This is a genomic window from Streptomyces sp. NPDC050433 (genome assembly GCF_044458565.1).
Taxonomy (GTDB): Bacteria; Actinomycetota; Actinomycetes; order Streptomycetales; family Streptomycetaceae; genus Streptomyces.
Window position 1 is genome coordinate 41,126 of record NZ_JBITIB010000024.1, and the last position, 17,434, is coordinate 58,559.

Below are 17,434 nucleotides of genomic sequence, written 5' to 3' on the forward strand. Positions count from 1 at the left end.
CCGTCGCACCGTTGAAAGGCCACACCACCATGTCCCGCGCGCCCGAAGCCCATGCCCCCGCGTCCCAGGACCCGGACGACCTCCTGATCGCCAGTAACTATCTGAACGGCAGGTACCCCTGGCGGCATCCCGCCGTGCAGGTGCCGTACGGGCGTGTGCTGCTCATCGCGGCCAAGCTGGAGTGGAGCCCCGCCGCCGTCGTGACACGGCTGGCCACACTGGGGTACGCCGACATCCAGCGCTCCGAAGGTCCGCTGCCCGACGCCGTCGAGCCCGACGACGCACCGCTGATCACGAGTGTGGAGAGGATCGGCGCCACCCCGGTCGACATCGACAAGACCGTGTCTCTGCGGCAGATCGTCGAATCGGCGGCTCGCACCGGCCGTGCCCCGGCCGACGTCGCACGTCGTATGACCGCTTACGGCTACCAGGTCGGCACCGGCGTCCGGCCGCTGCCGGAGACCGCCGACCCGCGTGATGTCGCGCTGATCCTCACCGAGCGCAGGAGCAACGGGTCGTGGCTCGACTGGGGAGAAGAGGTGTCCGCGCAGCATGTGCTGGGCGTGGCGCTGGAGTTGTCCTGTAGTCCGTACGTCGCCGCACGGCGGCTGATCGCGCTCGGCTTCCGGCTGCCGTACACGCCCGAACCGGAGGACGAGCGGCTTCTCAAGTACACGGACACCCCCGGCGGCGGCTGGCTCGGCCGCTGGACGGCCCCGCCCGTCGGGCACATCCTCGCCGTCGCCCGCGAGACGGGCCGCTCGCACGCGGACATCCTCGCCCGGCTGAACGAACTGGGCTGCCAGCGCCCGGACGGGACCGTGCCCGACACCCCGGAGCCGGACGACCTCGTCATCCTCAGCGAGAACCTGGACGGCCGAGCGCCCTGGTTGACGAAGAACAACGTCGTGGGTGTCCAGGTGCGGCACATCCTGCGCGCCGCCCTCGTCACCGGGCGCGGCCCCGCCGCGATCGCCGGGCGACTGGCCACGCTGGGGCACTTCCTGCACCACAGCGCGAACCTGCCCGAGACCGCCGACGAGGCCGACATCCGGCTGCTGGACACGGTCACCCGCTCGTACCTGGACGACGTCCACCTGGAGTACGTACTCCGCAGTGCCAGCCTGACGGGCCGCAGCCCGGCGGACGTCGCGGCACGGCTGACGGGGCTCGGGTACCGGCTGCCGGACGAGGTGGTGTATCCGGAGATACGGGGCGCGATGCGCTGACCGTACGGGGCGTACAGCCTCTAGCCCCTCGGGTCTACAGCCGCTCGGGCGTACGGATGCCGAGCAGCGACATGCCCTGGTGCAGGGTGCGGGCGGTGAGGTCGCAGAGGAAGAGGCGGTTCTCCGCGACCTCCTGCGGCGGCGCCGGCTTCACGACCGGGCACTCGGTGTAGAACGTCGAGAACAGCGACGACAGTTGGTACAGATACGCGGTCAGCTTGTGCGGCTCGTACGCCGACGCGGCCTCCGCCAGGACCTCGCCGAACTGGTCCAGGTGCAGGCCCAACGCCCGCTCCGCCGGGGCCAGTTCGAGATCGGGACGGGCCACCGGCGAGCGGTCGCCCGCCTTGCCGAAGATGGACCGGGTCCGGGCGTACGCGTACTGGATGTACACGCTCGTGTCGCCGTTCAGCGACACCATCTGGTCCAGGTCGAACTTGTAGTCCCGCGCCGCCGACGTCGACAGGTCGGCGTACTTCACCGCGCCGATGCCCACCTCCGTGGCCCGCTCGACGATCTCGTCCTCCGTGAGGCCGAGTCCTTCGCTCTTTTCCCGGACGACCGCCGACGCGCGCTCGACGGCCTCGTCCAGCAGGTCCACCAGCCGCACTGTCTCGCCCTCACGGGTCTTGAACGGCTTGCCGTCCTTACCGAGGACGGTGCCGAAGGCGAGCTGGACGGCGTGCACCTGGTCGTTGAGCCAGCCGGCCCGGCGGGCGGTCTCGAAGACCATCCGGAAGTGCAGCGACTGCCGGGCGTCCACCACGTACAGGAGGGTGTTCGCCTTCAGGTTTCCCACGCGGTCGCGGATCGCGGAGAGGTCGGTGGCCGCGTACCCGTAACCGCCGTTGCTCTTCTTGACGATCAGCGGCGTCGGGTTGCCGTCCGGGCCCTTCACGTCGTCGAAGAACACGCACAGCGCCCCGTCGGAGCGGACGGCGACGCCCGTCTCCTCAAGGATGCGGCAGGTCTCTTCGAGCATGTCGTTGTAGCCGGACTCACCGACGACGTCCTCGTCGCGGATCTCCATGTCGAGCTTGTCGAAGACCGAGTGGAAGTAGATCTTCGACTCGTCGACGAAGCGCTGCCACTGGGCGAGGGTGTCGGCGTCACCGGCCTGGAGCGCGACGACGCGGTCGCGGGCACGGGTCTTGAACTCCTCGTCGGAGTCGAAGACCGTGCGGGCGGCCTTGTAGAGACGGTTGAGGTTCGACATCGCCTCCTCACCGGAGACCTCGCCCGCGCGACTGTGGTCCAACTCGTGCGGGTGCTCGGTCAGATACTGGATGAGCATCCCGAACTGGGTGCCCCAGTCGCCGATGTGGTGGCGCCTGATCACGTTCTCGCCGGCGAACTCCAGGATCTCGACCATCGCGGCACCGATCACGGCGGAGCGCAGATGGCCGACGTGCATCTCCTTGGCGACGTTCGGCTGCGCGTAGTCGATGACCGTCGTGCCGGGGTCGGTGGCGAACGGGACGCCGAGGCGGTCGTCGGCGACGCGGGCTGCCAGAGTCTCGATGATCGCCCGGTCCGAGACCGTGATGTTGAGGAAGCCGGGGCCCGAGACCTCGACCTCCTTGATGAGGTCGCCGCCGGCCAGCGCGTCCACGACCTTGGCCGCCAGCTCGCGCGGATTGCCCTTCAGCTTCTTGGCGAGGGCCAGCATCCCGTTGGCCTGGAAGTCCGCCCGGTCGCTACGTCGCAGCAGAGGGTCCGCGGGGCCGGCCTCCGGCAGGGCTGCCGAGAGGGCGTCCGCGATGCGCTGATCGACGGTCGAGGCGAGGGAAGTGACCGGGGCCATGGGCTGGGAGCCGTTCCTGTAGAGGGTGTGTCGGAGGGGCGTTCGTAAGCCCATTCTCCCATGGGGCAACAAGTCGTTTTCGCATTGTCGTAAGGGCCTGGGACAATGGGCGGCGCCGGTATCGCAGGCGTATTCAGCAGGGCCCAGCAGACAGCAGAAAGAAGGACGTGCCGACCGTGGCTCAGAGCACCGAGACCGACTGGGTCTCCCGTTTCGCGGACGATGTCATCGCCGAGTCGGAGCGACGTGCGCCTGGCAAACCGGTCGTCGTCGCCTCCGGCATCTCCCCCTCCGGCCCGATCCACCTGGGCAATCTCCGCGAGGTCATGACGCCGCACCTCGTCGCCGACGAGATCCGCAGGCGGGGGTACGAGGTCAGGCACCTCATCTCGTGGGACGACTTCGACCGTTACCGCAAGGTGCCGGCCGGGATCCCCGGAGTGGACGCGTCCTGGGCCGAGCACATCGGCAAGCCCCTGACGTCCGTGCCCGCGCCCGCCGGGTCCGCGTACCCGAACTGGGCCGAGCACTTCAAGGCGCAGCTGATCGAGTCGCTGGTGGAGCTGGGCGTCGAGTACGACGGGATCAGCCAGACCGAGAAGTATCTGGCGGGGACGTACCGCGAGCAGATCCTCCACGCGATGCGGCACCGGGGCGAGATCGACGCGATCCTCGGCCGCTACCGCACGAAGGACAAGGCGGCGGGCGGTCCCGGCACGGGCAAGAAGCCGCAGCAGAAGAAGGTCGACGAGGCCGAGCTGGAGGCCGCCGAGGGGTCGGGCGCCGCCGACGAGGACGACGGCGCGGGGTCGGCCGGGTACTTCCCGTACAAGCCCTACTGCGGCAACGAGGGCTGCGGCAAGGACCTGACCACCGTCACCGGGTACGACGACGGGACGACCGAGCTGACCTACGTCTGCCAGGCCTGCGGTTTCGGCGAGACCGTCCTGCTCAGTGAGTTCAACCGCGGCAAGCTGGTCTGGAAGGTCGACTGGCCGATGCGCTGGGCGTACGAGGGCGTGGTCTTCGAGCCGTCCGGCGTCGACCACTCCTCGCCCGGCTCGTCGTTCGTCGTCGGCGGGCAGATCGTGCGCGAGATCTTCGACGGGGTGCAGCCGATCGGACCGATGTACGCGTTCGTCGGCATCTCCGGGATGGCGAAGATGTCGTCCTCCAAGGGAGGCGTGCCGATCCCGGCCGACGCGCTGCGGATCATGGAGGCGCCGCTGCTGCGCTGGCTTTACGCGCGGCGCAGGCCGAACCAGTCCTTCAAGATCGCCTTCGACCAGGAGATCCAGCGGCTGTACGACGAGTGGGACGCCCTGGAGCGCAAGATCGCGGACGAGTCGGTACAGGCGGCCGACGCCGCGGCGTACTCACGGGCCACCCGTACGGCTGCCGGTGAGCTGCCGCGTACGCCGCGCCCGCTGCCGTACCGCACGCTGGCCTCCGTCGTGGACATCACGGCGGGCGCCGAGGAGCAGACGCTGCGGATCCTCAGCGAGCTGGACCCCGCCGACCCGCTGACCTCGCTGGACGAGGCGCGGCCCCGGCTGGACCGGGCGGAGAACTGGATCACCAGCCAGGTGCCCGCCGAGGCCCGGACGGTCGTGCGGGACGAGCCCGACCGGGAGCTGCTGGACTCGCTGGACGAGCAGACGCGCGAGGCGCTGCGGCTGCTGCTGGCGGACCTGGACGCGCACTGGTCGCTGGACGGGCTCACGACGCTCGTCTACGGCGTGCCGAAGGTACTGGCCGGGCTGGCGCCCGACGCGAAGCCGACGCCGGAGCTGAAGGCTGCGCAGCGGTCGTTCTTCGCGGTGCTCTACCGGCTGCTGGTCAGCAGGGACACCGGGCCGCGGCTGCCGACGCTGCTGCTGGCGGTGGGGGCGGAGCGGGTACGGAGGCTGCTGGGCGGCTGAGGTGGCTGAGGTTGCCGGTTCGTCGCTTCAGGCGATGTGCTCGGCGTCCTGCGCGTCCAACTGCTCCTGGTAGCGGCGCCGGAAGTCCTTCAGATACGCGCGCAGGGAGCTTTCGCTCAGCGGGCCGCCCGTGCGGCCGGTCACGCCGTACAGGTCCTGCAAGTAGATGGCGAACTGGCGGGCGTTGGGGTAGTCCTGGCGCTCGCTGACGTACTTCCGGAACGCGTGGAAGTACGCCTGCTCGCGGGACATGCCCTCGGGGAGGGTGGCGGTGGGCAGCTCGTCCTGCTCGGGTTCGGGCTCCGGCTCGAACTCGGGCTCGAAGTCGACCTCGGGCTGGCGGCCGAGGGGGCGGCGGGACGGGGTCTGCTGCTGCGGTTCCTGTACGTCGTCGTACCGCTCCTCGTACAGCTCGTCGGGCCGCTGCTCGTGCTGTTGTGGGTCGTACTGCTGCGGGTCGTGCTGCTGTGGGTCGTACGTGGGGTCGTACGAGCCCTCGTACGGGCCCTCAGGCGCCCGAGGGGCGGCGAACCAGGGGCTTTCGTAGGGGGCGGCGGCGCCGGGGTCCTGCTGGTGTTGCTCGTTCTCCCGCGCCCACTGCTCCTCCTTCTGTAGCTGGATCCACTCTTCTTCGGTGAGTTCGGGCTGCGGGTGCTGGTGCTCGTGCTCGCGCTCGTGTTGCTGCTGGTGCTGCGCCTGCGGGAGTTCGGGTACGGGGGCGGCGGCGGTCGTCGCCGCGGGGGCCGGCGGGAGCAGGGCCGGTTCGATGCCGGCGGCGGCGAGACCGGCCGGGCCGGTCTCCGCGAGGGGGACGCCGTACTTGGCGAGCCGCAGCGGCATCATGGCCTCGATCGGCGCCTTGCGGCGCCAGTTGCGGCCGTAGCGCGCCTGGAGGCGGGCCTGGTAGATGAGCCGGTCCTGTTCGAGCTGGATGATGTCCTCGTAACTGCGGATCTCCCACAGCTTCATCCGGCGCCACAGTTTGAACGTCGGTACGGGCGACAGCAGCCAGCGGGTGAGGCGGACGCCCTCCATGTGCTTGTCGGCGGTGATGTCCGCGATACGGCCGACCGCGTGGCGGGCCGCCTCGACGGAGACGACGAAGAGGATCGGGATCACCGCGTGCATGCCGACGCCGAGCGGGTCGGGCCAGGCGGCGGCGCCGTTGAAGGCGATGGTGGCGGCGGTGAGCAGCCATGCGGTCTGGCGCAGGAGCGGGAACGGGATCCGCATCCAGGTCAGCAGGAGGTCGAGGGCCAGCAGGACGCAGATACCCGCGTCGATACCGATCGGGAAGACGATCGAGAACTGGCCGAAGCCCTTCTTCTCGGCGAGGTCGCGCACGGCGGAGTACGACCCCGCGAAACCGATCGCGGCGATGAGAACCGCGCCGGCGACGACGACGCCGATGAGTATTCGGTGCGTGCGAGTGAGCTGCATCGCGGCCACCCGTGGCCCCTCCCGTCCTGGACATCTGGCGGGGCACAGCCTGGCACATGTGTACGGGTGCTGTGGCGCGGGGAGCCGTGCGTGGCTGGGGAGTTGGGGTGTTTGTCCTTAATCGCGGGAGAGGCGGGGAGGCCTGGCGGGTCCGGGAGCGGGGCTACTTCGCCGCCGCCGGAATGGCCGCTACCGCTTCCTTCGTCGCCTTCGTCGCGTCCTTCACCAGGTCCGACGCCGCCGGGGACTTCGCGCCCGCGTAACCCGCGCCGTTGTACGTGAGCGTGATCACCACGTTCTCCGAGCGCGCGACGACCGTCGCGTAGCCGAACGTCTCGCCCGTCTTCGTCAGGCTGTAGGTGACCGCCGTCGCCTCCGAGCCGATTCCGGCCGCCGGGGCCGCCTTCGCGCCCTTCGCGCCCTCGGTGGCCCGCGCCTTGGCGACTTCCTGCTTGTAGTAGTCCGCGGCGCGATCCTGGCCCGAGCCGATGCCTTGGTCGGAGTCGTACCGCATGAAGGAGACGTCCAGCCAGCGGTACTGCGAGCCCTTGACGCCGTTGTCGTCCAGGCCGTTCCACGAGCAGCTGCCGCGCGTCGTGATGTCCGAGGACTTCCCCGCCGAACCCGACTTGTCCTTCGCCTTCGGCACCAGGTCCGCGATCGTCTTGGCGGCGATCGACTTGCACGGGTCGGCCGGCAGCGACGTGAACTTCGCGGGGGCGACCTTCGTCGCCGACTTCGACGTCGAGGCCGCGGGCTTGTCCGCGTCCTTGCCGCTGTCGGAGCCGGAGTCGGACGAGCAGCCGGCGGCGACGATCATCACCGGGACGACTGCGCACGCGAGCATGGACACGCGGGTGCGGGAGCGGCTGGGGCGCGGGGCTGATCGCTGCATGGTTCCTTCAGTGTTCCGTGAGGCGGTGGTCGTACGGTCCGATCGGCCACGGTAACCGCCCGGCGCGTGCCTCCGCGCCCGGGCGGCGGACTCGGCCACTCCGCCCGTCGAGCTACTCGTCGAGCTGATCGGCCAGCTTGCGGGCCAGCCCGCGGGCCTTTTCCTGCAGCTCCTTGCTGTCCGGGACGGTCGTCGGGTGGGCCGGCTGCTCCGCGTACCGAACGGTCACCACCACATTCGATGTGCGAAAGACCACGCTGACCGTACGGCGCTTCGCGGCGGAACCGGACGGGGCGAAGACGTCGTCCACGAAGGCCGCGTCGCCGAGGTCGTCCAGCAGGCGGGGCTGGAGGCCGGGGGGTGTCGTGCTCGCGGAGGGGCCGGTGGTCGTGCCGCTGTTGGGGGTCTTGCCGGCGGAGGGCGATCCGGACGGACTCGGGCCGTCGCTCGGGCTGCCGCCCGCATCGTCCGTTTCGCCCGTTTCCTCGACGGGAGGCGGCAGGGCGGCGCCGTCCTCCTTCTTCGCGTAGACCTCCTGCGCCTTGTCGGCGTCGCTCACCGCCGGGTCGTACGACACGACGCGCTCGACGTCGATCGCCAGATGGTGGGAGGCGCTGGGGGCGTCGGACGACCAGGAGCACCCGACGCGGCGATCGGTGTCGTACGTCACGGCCGCCGTGCCCTTGAACGCCTTCTCCTGCTGCTCCGCGGGGAGCTGGGTGACACCCGGCAGCAGATCGCGCAGCGTGGCCCGGTCCACTGATCCGCACGGCTCGCTGAGCGTGCGGTACTTGCCCGGAGGCGCGGTGGACGCGGTGGGTACTCCGGCCTTGGCGTTGATGTCGGACCCGTCCCCGCCGTTACCGGAGGTGCAACCCGCGACGAGCGTCACGAGCAGCGCCGCCAGGCCGGGTACGTACGCCTTTCGCTGCACGGTCCCTGGGCTCCCTATCTACGCGATGTGGACATGAGTTCTAAACGGTCGTACTGATGAGAACTGCGCAGGTGCCACGCTGGTTCCAGGTTCCGCGCACATGGCGAGTTCACGCGAAAAGGGTTTGCCGCCGCTTGGCGTGCGGTGGACACAATGTGTACCTCAAGCACTGCCGTGGATGCCGGTTCGTTGTCTGGTTTGACGAACCTGGTTCCGGTTTTTGCTCTATCGGACTTTCGGGGGAATCGAGGAACTATGTCGTACGTGGAAGTGCCGGGCGAGAAGGTCCCCATCCGCATGTGGACGGACCCCGCGTCGGTCGAGGACGTCGCGATGCAGCAGCTGCGGAACGTGGCGACGCTGCCCTGGATCAAGGGCCTCGCCGTGATGCCGGACGTCCACTTCGGCAAGGGCGCGACGGTCGGCTCGGTCATCGCGATGCAGGGCGCGGTCTGCCCGGCGGCGGTCGGAGTGGACATCGGCTGCGGCATGTCGGCGGTCAAGACATCCCTGACGGCGAACGACCTGCCGGGCGACCTGTCACGCCTCCGTTCCCGGATCGAGCAGGCGATTCCGGTGGGCCGCGGGATGCACGACGACCTGGTCGAGCCGGACGCGGTGCTCGGGGCGGGATGGGACGACTTCTGGGGCCGGTTCGACGGGATCGCGGAAGCGGTCAAATTCCGTCAGCAGCGGGCGGTAAGGCAGATGGGAACGCTCGGCGCGGGCAACCATCACATCGAGGTGAACGTCGATTCCGCGGGCGCCGTCTGGCTCACCCTGCACTCCGGCTCCCGGAACATCGGCAACGAGCTTGCCGAGTACCACATCGGCGTGGCCCAGTCGCTCCCGCACAACCAGGGTCTGGTCGACCGGGACCTTGCCGTCTTCGTCTCGGAGACGCCGCAGATGGCGGCGTACCGGAACGACCTGTTCTGGGCGCAGGAGTACGCGAAGTACAACCGCGCGATCATGATGGGTCTGCTCAAGAACGTACTGAGCAAGGAGTTCAAGAAGGCGCGGGTCACCTTCGAGCCGGAGATCAGCTGCCACCACAACTACGTCGCCGAGGAGCGGTACGGCGGCGTGGACCTGCTGGTGACGCGCAAGGGCGCGATCCGGGCGGGCAGCGGCGACCTCGGGATCATCCCCGGCTCGATGGCCACCGGCACGTACATCGTGAAGGGCCTCGGCAACAGCGCGGCGTTCAACTCGGCGTCGCACGGGGCGGGTCGGCGGATGAGCCGTAACGCGGCGAAGAAGCGCTTCACGACCAAGGACCTGGAGGAGCAGACGCGGGGCGTGGAGTGCCGTAAGGACTCCGGCGTCGTGGACGAGATTCCGGGTGCGTACAAGCCGATAGAGAAGGTCATCGACCAGCAGAAGGACTTGGTCGAGGTGGTGGCGAAGCTCAAGCAGGTGGTGTGCGTGAAGGGCTGAGGGCGGGGCGCGGTACGGGGGGCCTGTGGCGGTGCCGTTCACGGGGGACGGCACCGCCACAGGCGCGCTACGACTCGTCCGGGTTCTCCCCCTCGTCCGGGGGTAGCGCGACGAGACCGGTGTTGAGCCGCCAGAGGCGAACGGCGCAGCTGCTTTCGGACCGGTCCAGCTCGATCGCCGCCCGCGAGGGGTCGCCCAGGCGCAGCAGCACGCGGTCCTCCGACGGTTTCCAGCGTCTTCCGGGCGGCCGGAACTTCATGCCCGCCGGCCGCTGCCATGCGGCGAGTGAGGCCGCGGATGCCCGCTTGCGCTCCAGGGCCAGGCAGCCCGGATAGTAGAGATGGGCGGCCAACTCCACGGCCGCTTCCTTCACGTAGACGATGTTGTAGACCCCGTCGCGCTCGTTGCGCTTGATCTGGCGCTGCGCACCGGTGACCTTCTTCGCGTAGTGGCACAGATACGCGCCGACCGCGGTGCTCGCTGTGGTGAGCGAGAGGAACGGAAGGTCCTGGCCGGTGTAACCGACCGACCCGTCCGCGTCGATGATTCCGCGCAGATAGTCCCGGCGGGAGAACTCGACGCGAGGCGGGGTGATCCGTGCCGACTTGGGCCCATAGGGCAGGCCGATGTCATTGAGGATTGTCCGGGCTTCGAGGGCGTACAGGATCCAGATCGCGGAGTGATGCGCCGATGCGAAGTTCGTGGACCGGGTGCGTTCGCCGATAGTGCTTCTGTAGGGGGTCAACCGCTGGAATTCGCGGAGGATTTCGATGTCCCGCACGCTGAGCTCGACGGTCAGCCGTCCCTTACGGCCCCTGCCCGACGAGAGGTGTCCGTCGGCCTGCAGGAAGCCGAACATGTAGGCGTAGCGTGGATCTCGGACATCCATGAAGGTCGCGGTGGCGTCCATGTCGAAGAGTGGCGGCGGCGGGTTATGGTCCTGTTCAGCCACGAGGAAGGCCTTTCTTCCTTAGGTGGTCAGGCCTCGGCCGGGATTGCCGTCCCGTCCGGGGCCGTTGCTTCGGTGCTTTTCCCGATCGAGCCTAGGCTCGCCGCCGCGTCCGTGAAGCCGTACGCGAATTGGTCACTCGAACGAGTGGGCGGGCCGTGTCGATGCCTGGTAGGCGCGGTGGACCAGGCCGATTTCCGCGACGTTCTTCGTCAGTTCGAAGTTGAGCCAGCTCGCCACATGGACCAGCTCAATGTTCTCGCCCCACGCCAGGCCCGTCGTCCGGTCCTTCGAGTCCAGGGCCGCGTCGGTGAGTTGGAGCAGCTCCGTGCGCCAGGCGGTCTTCAGGGAGTGGAGCCAGGTCATCGTGGACTCCGCCGTGCCCGGCCAGTGGATGGATTCGCGGGGTGGGGCTCCCTCGCCGAAGCAGTGGGTGAGGGTGGTGGTCCACCAGTAGCCGATGTGCCAGGTGAGCCAGCCGATCGAGGTGCTGGGGACCGGGTCCGGTTCCGGGACCTGCCAGTCGGCCACCCAGTGGCCCTCGGCGTCGGGGCGGACCGTCCAGCAGTCGGGGGAGGGTTCCCAGAGGCAGGCCCGGTCGTCCAGGTCCTTCTGGTAGTACTCGAACAGGGCCCAGGCCATGTCGAGTTGGCGGACCAGCAGGTCAACGCGGGGGACTGGCGTCGTCATGACGGCGAGCGTTCCATCAGGGGCGGTGGGCGGGCAAACCATTTGTCGGGGGCGACGCCACGACCGTGCCGCCGGACTTGTCGGCGCGCCGCCCCGCTGTCAAAGCTCCCTGTGCACCTTGGTGTTGGAGGCCTGCGCGCGGGGGCGGACCACCAGGAGGTCGATGTTGACGTGGTGGGGGCGGGTCACCGCCCAGGTGATGGTGTCGGCCACGTCGTCCGCGCTGAGCGGTTCGGCGACCCCCTCGTACACCTTCTCCGCCCGCTCGGTGTCCCCGCGGAAGCGCGTGGACGCGAACTCCTCCGTCTTGACCATGCCGGGCGCCACCTCGATGACGCGGACCGGCGTGCCCACGATCTCCAGCCGGAGGGTTTCCGCCAGGACGTGCTCGGCGTGCTTGGCCGCGACGTAGCCGCCGCCGCCCTCGTACGTGGCGAGGCCCGCCGTCGAGGAGAGGATCACGACCGTGCCGTTGCCGCTCGCGGTGAGCGCGGGGAGCAGGGCCTGGGTGGTGTGGAGGGTGCCGATGACGTTCGTCTCGAACATCTGGCGCCAGTCGTCCGGGTCGCCGCTGGCGACCGGGTCGGCGCCGAGCGCGCCGCCCGCGTTGGCGACCAGGACGTCGACGGACGGGAGGCCGGCGAGTTCGGCGGCGAAGGTGTCGACGGCCGCGCGGTCGGTGACGTCGAGGACGTAGGCCGTGGCGGAGTGACCCGCCGCGTTGATCTCGGCGGCCAGCGCCTCGATGCGGTCCTTGCGGCGGGCGGTCACGACGACGTGCAGGCCCGCGGCGGCGAGTTGGCGAGCGGTGGCGGCTCCGATGCCGCTGCTTGCTCCGGTGACGACGGCGGTGGGTCTGCCGGCGACGGTCATGGCGTGCTCCTCGGATGGACAGGCGGTGCGGTTCAGTGATTGCGCGGGGCGTACATCAGTACGGCCATCCCGACGAGGCAGATCAGCGCGCCGATGATGTCGTACCGGTCGGGACGGTAGCCGTCGGCGACCACGCCCCAGGCGATCGACCCGGCGACGAAGACGCCGCCGTACGCCGCGAGGATGCGGCCGAACTCGCCGTCCGGCTGGAGGGTGGCGACGAAGCCGTACAGGCCGAGCCCGATGACTCCGGCGCCGATCCAGATCCAGCCCTTGTGTTCGCGTACGCCCTGCCAGACGAGCCAGGCGCCGCCGATCTCGAAGAGGGCGGCGACGGCGAAGAGGGCGATGGAGCGGGCGACGAGCATGGAGGTCAGCCTGTCATGCGGGTGAATGGGGCGACGCGCCGCACTGACGGTTGGTCAAGTATGCGGTGATGTGGGGGTATCTTCCGATTATGGGAGCAATGCGTAGAGTGATGTTGGTGGTGCCGACCGCGGCCATGGCCGTCGTGCTGAGCGCGGGTTCGGGCGCGGGAGCGGGTTCGGACAGTGGCACGGGCGGGGGCGTGGAGGCGGACGTGGCGCACCACGGGCACGTCTCCCTGTGGGGCGGGCGCCTCGCCGTGCGGCTCGCGATCGGCAACCACGGCCCCTCGGACCTCGCCGGCGCGACGGCGCGGCTCAGCTTCTCCGCGCCGCTGGCCGTCGGGCAGAAGCTGCCGGACGCCTGCCTGTGGGGCGGGAACCAGGTCGTGTACTGCCAGGCGGGCACGTTGCGGGCGGACGGGCGGGACAGCGAGTTCCTGCTCGATCTGCGGACGGTCGGCGATCCCGCCGAGGTGTCCGTGGACATCGCCACCGTCTGGAACGGCGGCGCCGACGACCGCAACCCGCAGAACGACAAGCACCACGTGCTCGTCCCGGCCACCGGCGATCTGTACGTCTACTGACAGGCCCGCTCACACGGCCGTGCCGCCGAATTCGCGCACGGCCTCGTCCACGATCGCCGCCAGACGCGCATGGTGCGCACCGCGCCAGTAGACCCTGCCGCAGGCCGTGCACTGCGCGAACACGTCGTACGTACGCTGCGTGCCCTGCTCCAGCCGGTCCTCGACCGAGTCCTTGTCGGCGGGCCCGAGCCGGCCGTTGCACGCCGTGCAGCGCGTCCACGGGGCCAGCGCGGGCGCGAACCGCTCCAGCACGTCCCGGAGCTGGTCGTCCGTGCGGTCGCTGTAGATGTACGCCCCCGCCCAGATCTCCCGGCGGCGCAGCAGACCCCGGTCGCGCGAGAGCATGACCCGCCGCTCCTTCGCCGAGAGCGCGGCCAGCGCGGCGTCGCCGATGTCCGCGCTCTCGTACGCCGCGTCGATGCCCAGCAGCCGCATCCGGCGCGCCAGGGTGCCGAGATGGACGTCGAGCAGGAAGCGCAGCGGCGCTCCGGGGACGCGCTGCGGCCGGGCCACCGCCCGTACCTCCACCGACTCGCCCGCCGACGGGATGTGCGACGTGGCCACCGGGCGTCCGTCGACGAGGAGTTGGCCGGCCTCGGTGAGCGGGACGCCGAGGGATTCGACGACATGGCCGAGCGTCGAGGAGCCGTCCGTCGTCACGGTCGAACGCCCGTCACGCCGCCCGGCCGGGACGAAGACATGCAGCTCAGGGGCGAAGGTGAGGTGGATCTCCGGTCCGTTCACGCCGTCAGCATGACATCGGGCCGGGAGGCGGGCCAGGGCTTTCCGCGCCGGTAGGACCCGCCGGCCGCCTCATTCCGCCTCAAGGTCCAGCCGCCACTCGTTGCACCGCATCAGGTGGCCGACCGGATACTCGAACTCGCCCTCCCCGAGCCGTTCGAAGCCCACTTTGCGGCACACCGCGTTCGACGCGCCGTTCCCCACCGAGGGGTACGCCATCAGATAGCGGTGCTTGCGCTCCGCCCGCGCCCGCTCCACCACCGCCCTCGTCGCCGCCACGGCGAGCCCGCGGCCCTGGAACTCCCCGAGCACGCTCCAGCCCGTCTCGTACACGTCCCGGCCCTGCCAGGTGGTCTCCCAGAAGCCGGTGTTCCCCACCGGCTCGCCGTCCGGCAGCAGCACTATTCGGAACATCCGGCCCTTGCCTGTCCGGTCGGCGCTCAGCGTCACGTACCTGTGGTGCCTGGCCCGCACCTGCTCGTCGGTCTCGGGGCCGCCGAGATGCGTCATCAGCTCCGGCGCGTTCGCCGCGTGCAGCAGTCCGAGATCCCCCTCAGACCATGGCTCCAGCCGCACCTGGGGTGCTTTCATCTCCACGGGACCGACTGTAGATCGAGGCACTGACAACCGGGCGGCGGAGCGGGAGGGGCGGTCACATGAGCTACACCGGCGTGTGGACGGTCGGTGCTGTGCCCGACGCCGAGGTCGTCGCCCTGCCCCGGCGGTTCGCCCATCTCGACGAGACCTGGACCGTCCCGCCGGGCTGCGCCGACGACCTGCGCTGGTGGCTGGGTGGCGGCGACCGCGAGCCGTACTTCACGCCCGAACCGACCCCGGCCGCCCACCGCTTCGCCGCGTTCGCGCGCGGCGGCGGCCCGACCGCGCCCGCCGTGGCGGCCATGAAGGACGCGGCGGCGGACCTCCTGCGCCGTGCCGCCGCCGACCGGACGGGTCCCGACGCGCTGTTCGCCGTGGCCGTACGCGACGGGGAGCCGGCGACCGCGCTCCACCACGGCCTGGGCGCCGAGGAGTCCGCCCGGCTTCCGGGCTGGTTCGGGGACTTCCTGCTCACCGCCGACGAGGTGCGGGCCGTGCTGCCGGACGCCGAGTCCGTGCTGGCCGTGACCGGGCCGCGCCGTACGGAGGTGATCGCCCGTGTCGACGCCTGGGCGTACGCGATGACCGGTGCGGCGGAGGGGGAGTTCGACGCCGCCGGGCTGCTGGCCGGGCCGCTGCGGGTGCTCCGGCACGCCGCCGCCCACGGCCGGGGTGTCGTCGCCGCGACCGGGACCCGGTGACGCGACCCCGCCGAACTGCTCGACCTACTCGGCCTGCTCGACCGCGCGGGCGTACGCCGTCGGCGGCACACCCACCGTCGCCGTGAAGTCCCGCACCAGATGCGCCTGGTCGCTGTAGCCCAGCTCGGCCGCCAGCGCCGCCCAGTCCAGCTCCTCGTCCGCCTCGGCCCGCTCCAGCGCGTCGTGGATGCGGTGGCGGAGGATGACCCACTTCGGCCCGACCCCCACGTACATGGCGAACAGCCGCTGCAACGAGCGCACCGAGAGCCCCGCCGCCGTCGCCAGCTGCGCCGCGCGCCGGATCGTACGGTCCTCGCCGACCAGGCGCACCACCCGCATCGCCTCGTCGGCCTGCGGGTCCGGCTCCGCGCCCAGACCCAGCAGATACGTGTCGAGCGCGGCGACCCGCGCGTCCTCCTTGGGAGGGTCCAGGATCGCGGCCACGTCCGCGTCCGTCGCGGGCAGCACCTCGGCGATCGGCACCCGCCGCCCCGACCACTCGGACACCGGCCACGCGGGCGCGAACGGCCGGAAGCCGCCGGGGCGGAACTTCACCCCGCACACCCGCCCGCGCGCCTCCAGCTTCTGCGTGAACAGCTCCAGGCCGATCCCCGCGACCTCCCCCCAGGGCGGGTCCGTGCCGAAGCGCTGGAAGACCACGTTCACGGAGGGGTGGGGTACGACGTGGGAGGCGTACGGCTCCGACAGGTCCCAGTCGATCAGCCAGTACAGCTCCACGTACCGGCGCAGCTCCGGCGCCGGCAGGAGGCGGCGGAAGTCGACCCGTGCGAAGAGCGCGGACGCGTCGACGATGCCTCGTGTGTCGCGCCGTGGACCTGTCATGGCCGGATCCTATGTCGCGTTTGTTCAATACACCGGGGGAGCGCGGTCCGTAGCGTCGGACCCATGAACGACACGATCAGCACGCTCCTCGAAAAGGCCGCCGCCGACGCCCTTCCGGTACTGCGCGGAGTGCGGGACGACCAGCTCACCCTGCCGACCCCGTGTGCCGAGTACGACGTGCACGGTCTGCTCGACCACCTCTTCCAGGTGATCACCAACTTCCAGGTGCTCGCCGCCAAGGGTGAGTCCGACTTCGGCACGGCGCCCGAGCGGCTGGCGGACGACCGGAACGACCGGTTCGCCGTCGAGATCGCCGAACTGATCAGCGCGTGGGCCGCGCCGGGCGCCGAGGACGGCCTCACCGGAGCCATGAACATGCCCGCGCGGACCGTCGGCACCATGGCACTGGGCGATCTGACCGTGCACGCCTGGGACCTGTCCCGCGCGACCGGGCAGCCGTACGAGCCGGACGCCGCCCTCGTACGGATGCTGGGCGACGAGTTCGCGGCCCTGGCGCCGACAGCCCGGAAGATGGGCGTCTTCGGCGAGCCCTTCCCCGTAGGGGAGGACGCGACGCCCTTCGAGTCGCTGCTGGCCGCGACGGGCCGTGACCCGAAGTGGCGGCCGTCCGTCAGCGTGTAGGGCTCCACTGCCATTCGGTGATCGCCGGCTCCACCGCCGCGACAGGGAGTCGGGCTGCGGCTGCCGCTGCGGTCAGGCGGCCGAGGCGCGCGGGTCGAGCGCCGTGTCGTACGGCGCGACCCAGAAGAACTCGCCGGCGTCGTCGTAGGCGTACAGCATCCCGGTGCTGCCGTTGCCCAGCGCCGGCGCACCGGTCTTCGCGGTGTCCGCGCGGTGCTGCCTGACCTGTACGAGCGCGGTGGAGCCGTCCCGCGCGGCGACCTCGGCCTGGCCGGACCAGGCATCCACCCGTCCCGTCCGGACGGTGCAGGTCAGGCCGACGAAGTCGAGCCGGGACGGCGCGGGTTCATCGGGGAAGAGCGTGTGCAGCGGCCGTACGAGCAGCCGGGTGGCCCACCAGGCGAGCAGCGTCGCACCGGCCAGGACGCCGAGAGCGGACACGGCCCGTACGAGACCGGAGGCGTCGAAGGCACCGAGGCGGTGCAGAGTGACGGAAGCGGTGAGGCTGCTGAACCACGCGACCGCGGTCAGCAGCGAGAAGGCAACGGTGACCGGCACTCCGCCGATCCCGGCGGTGTCGAGGTCGACGTCCGAGTCGAAGCTGTCGGTCTCGGTGACACCGGCCAGCACCAGCAGCCAGAAGCCGATGATCACGATCAGTGCGGCGGTGAACAGGAAAGTGGGGAATCCGAGTGCCGCGTCGATGAATTCACGCATTCCCGCTCCCCCTCGCCCGGCTCTCCGCCGCCCGACCGACCGGACCAGTTCAGGTGCCGGAGTGC

General features: G+C 70.5%; 18 protein-coding genes. 6 read left to right on the forward strand and 12 right to left on the reverse strand.

All coding sequences use genetic code 11. The features are described 5' to 3' along the window. Window positions 1-29: 29 nt before the first annotated feature. Window positions 30-1,229 (forward strand): hypothetical protein, encoded by a 1,200-nt coding sequence (locus tag ACIBLA_RS26705; RefSeq protein ID WP_363243399.1) that lies wholly within the window; start codon window positions 30-32, stop codon window positions 1,227-1,229. 34 nt (window positions 1,230-1,263) lie between these two features. On the opposite strand, the gene argS is transcribed toward ACIBLA_RS26705, so the two are convergent. Next, window positions 1,264-3,033, reverse strand: a complete 1,770-nt coding sequence (gene argS, locus ACIBLA_RS26710) for an arginine--tRNA ligase (RefSeq protein ID WP_363243400.1) — start codon at window positions 3,031-3,033, stop codon at window positions 1,264-1,266. 167 nt (window positions 3,034-3,200) lie between these two features. On the opposite strand from argS, the gene lysS reads away from it, so the two are divergent. Further along, complete coding sequence (gene lysS, locus ACIBLA_RS26715) at window positions 3,201-4,955, forward strand: lysine--tRNA ligase (protein WP_363243401.1); 1,755 nt, start codon at window positions 3,201-3,203, stop codon at window positions 4,953-4,955. Between the two features lie 27 nt (window positions 4,956-4,982). Here lysS and ACIBLA_RS26720 read toward each other — a convergent pair whose 3' ends face one another. The 3 genes from ACIBLA_RS26720 to ACIBLA_RS26730 all read right to left on the reverse strand — a co-directional run bounded on the left by ACIBLA_RS26720 (window position 4,983) and on the right by ACIBLA_RS26730 (window position 8,224). Continuing rightward, complete coding sequence (locus ACIBLA_RS26720) at window positions 4,983-6,404, reverse strand: DUF2637 domain-containing protein (protein ID WP_363243402.1); 1,422 nt, start codon at window positions 6,402-6,404, stop codon at window positions 4,983-4,985. Between the two features lie 154 nt (window positions 6,405-6,558). Further along, the gene (locus ACIBLA_RS26725) at window positions 6,559-7,290 is read right to left on the reverse strand and encodes a DUF3558 domain-containing protein (protein WP_363243403.1); all 732 of its coding nucleotides are present in this window, start codon (window positions 7,288-7,290) and stop codon (window positions 6,559-6,561) included. A 112-nt stretch (window positions 7,291-7,402) separates the two neighbouring features. Continuing rightward, complete coding sequence (locus tag ACIBLA_RS26730; protein WP_363243404.1) at window positions 7,403-8,224, reverse strand: DUF3558 domain-containing protein; 822 nt, start codon at window positions 8,222-8,224, stop codon at window positions 7,403-7,405. A gap of 255 nt (window positions 8,225-8,479) precedes the next feature. Between ACIBLA_RS26730 and ACIBLA_RS26735 the strand changes: the two genes are divergently transcribed. Then, on the forward strand, window positions 8,480-9,664 hold the full coding sequence (locus ACIBLA_RS26735) for an RtcB family protein (RefSeq protein WP_363243405.1): 1,185 nt from the start codon (window positions 8,480-8,482) through the stop codon (window positions 9,662-9,664). Window positions 9,665-9,731: 67 nt separating this feature from the next. Here the strand turns inward: ACIBLA_RS26735 and ACIBLA_RS26740 are convergent, their stop codons facing one another. The 4 genes from ACIBLA_RS26740 to ACIBLA_RS26755 all read right to left on the reverse strand — a co-directional run bounded on the left by ACIBLA_RS26740 (window position 9,732) and on the right by ACIBLA_RS26755 (window position 12,544). Beyond that, entirely contained in the window at window positions 9,732-10,616 is an 885-nt protein-coding gene (locus tag ACIBLA_RS26740) for a hypothetical protein (protein WP_399200103.1), read from the reverse strand. A gap of 132 nt (window positions 10,617-10,748) precedes the next feature. Next, window positions 10,749-11,303: a DinB family protein gene (locus ACIBLA_RS26745; RefSeq protein ID WP_363243407.1), complete on the reverse strand. Its 555-nt coding sequence runs from the start codon at window positions 11,301-11,303 to the stop codon at window positions 10,749-10,751. Window positions 11,304-11,402: 99 nt separating this feature from the next. Next, window positions 11,403-12,176: an SDR family NAD(P)-dependent oxidoreductase gene (locus ACIBLA_RS26750; RefSeq protein ID WP_363243408.1), complete on the reverse strand. Its 774-nt coding sequence runs from the start codon at window positions 12,174-12,176 to the stop codon at window positions 11,403-11,405. 32 nt (window positions 12,177-12,208) lie between these two features. Beyond that, window positions 12,209-12,544: a YnfA family protein gene (locus ACIBLA_RS26755; protein ID WP_363243409.1), complete on the reverse strand. Its 336-nt coding sequence runs from the start codon at window positions 12,542-12,544 to the stop codon at window positions 12,209-12,211. A 98-nt stretch (window positions 12,545-12,642) separates the two neighbouring features. Here ACIBLA_RS26755 and ACIBLA_RS26760 point away from each other — a divergent pair, with 98 nt between their 5' ends. Beyond that, on the forward strand, window positions 12,643-13,128 hold the full coding sequence (locus ACIBLA_RS26760; protein ID WP_363243411.1) for a hypothetical protein: 486 nt from the start codon (window positions 12,643-12,645) through the stop codon (window positions 13,126-13,128). Between the two features lie 9 nt (window positions 13,129-13,137). On the opposite strand, the gene ACIBLA_RS26765 is transcribed toward ACIBLA_RS26760, so the two are convergent. After that, entirely contained in the window at window positions 13,138-13,872 is a 735-nt protein-coding gene (locus tag ACIBLA_RS26765; RefSeq protein ID WP_399200104.1) for a Mut7-C RNAse domain-containing protein, read from the reverse strand. Between the two features lie 69 nt (window positions 13,873-13,941). Further along, window positions 13,942-14,460: a GNAT family N-acetyltransferase gene (locus ACIBLA_RS26770; protein ID WP_399200144.1), complete on the reverse strand. Its 519-nt coding sequence runs from the start codon at window positions 14,458-14,460 to the stop codon at window positions 13,942-13,944. A gap of 65 nt (window positions 14,461-14,525) precedes the next feature. Between ACIBLA_RS26770 and ACIBLA_RS26775 the strand changes: the two genes are divergently transcribed. Next, window positions 14,526-15,167 carry a hypothetical protein gene (locus tag ACIBLA_RS26775; RefSeq protein WP_363243413.1) on the forward strand — a complete coding sequence of 214 codons (642 nt, stop codon included), beginning with the start codon at window positions 14,526-14,528 and terminating at the stop codon, window positions 15,165-15,167. A 24-nt stretch (window positions 15,168-15,191) separates the two neighbouring features. Here the strand turns inward: ACIBLA_RS26775 and ACIBLA_RS26780 are convergent, their stop codons facing one another. Beyond that, complete coding sequence (locus ACIBLA_RS26780; protein ID WP_363243414.1) at window positions 15,192-16,010, reverse strand: helix-turn-helix domain-containing protein; 819 nt, start codon at window positions 16,008-16,010, stop codon at window positions 15,192-15,194. Between the two features lie 63 nt (window positions 16,011-16,073). Here ACIBLA_RS26780 and ACIBLA_RS26785 point away from each other — a divergent pair, with 63 nt between their 5' ends. Further along, on the forward strand, window positions 16,074-16,652 hold the full coding sequence (locus tag ACIBLA_RS26785; protein ID WP_363243415.1) for a TIGR03086 family metal-binding protein: 579 nt from the start codon (window positions 16,074-16,076) through the stop codon (window positions 16,650-16,652). A 72-nt stretch (window positions 16,653-16,724) separates the two neighbouring features. Here ACIBLA_RS26785 and ACIBLA_RS26790 read toward each other — a convergent pair whose 3' ends face one another. Then, the gene (locus tag ACIBLA_RS26790; protein ID WP_399200105.1) at window positions 16,725-17,369 is read right to left on the reverse strand and encodes a hypothetical protein; all 645 of its coding nucleotides are present in this window, start codon (window positions 17,367-17,369) and stop codon (window positions 16,725-16,727) included. Window positions 17,370-17,434: the final 65 nt, after the last annotated feature.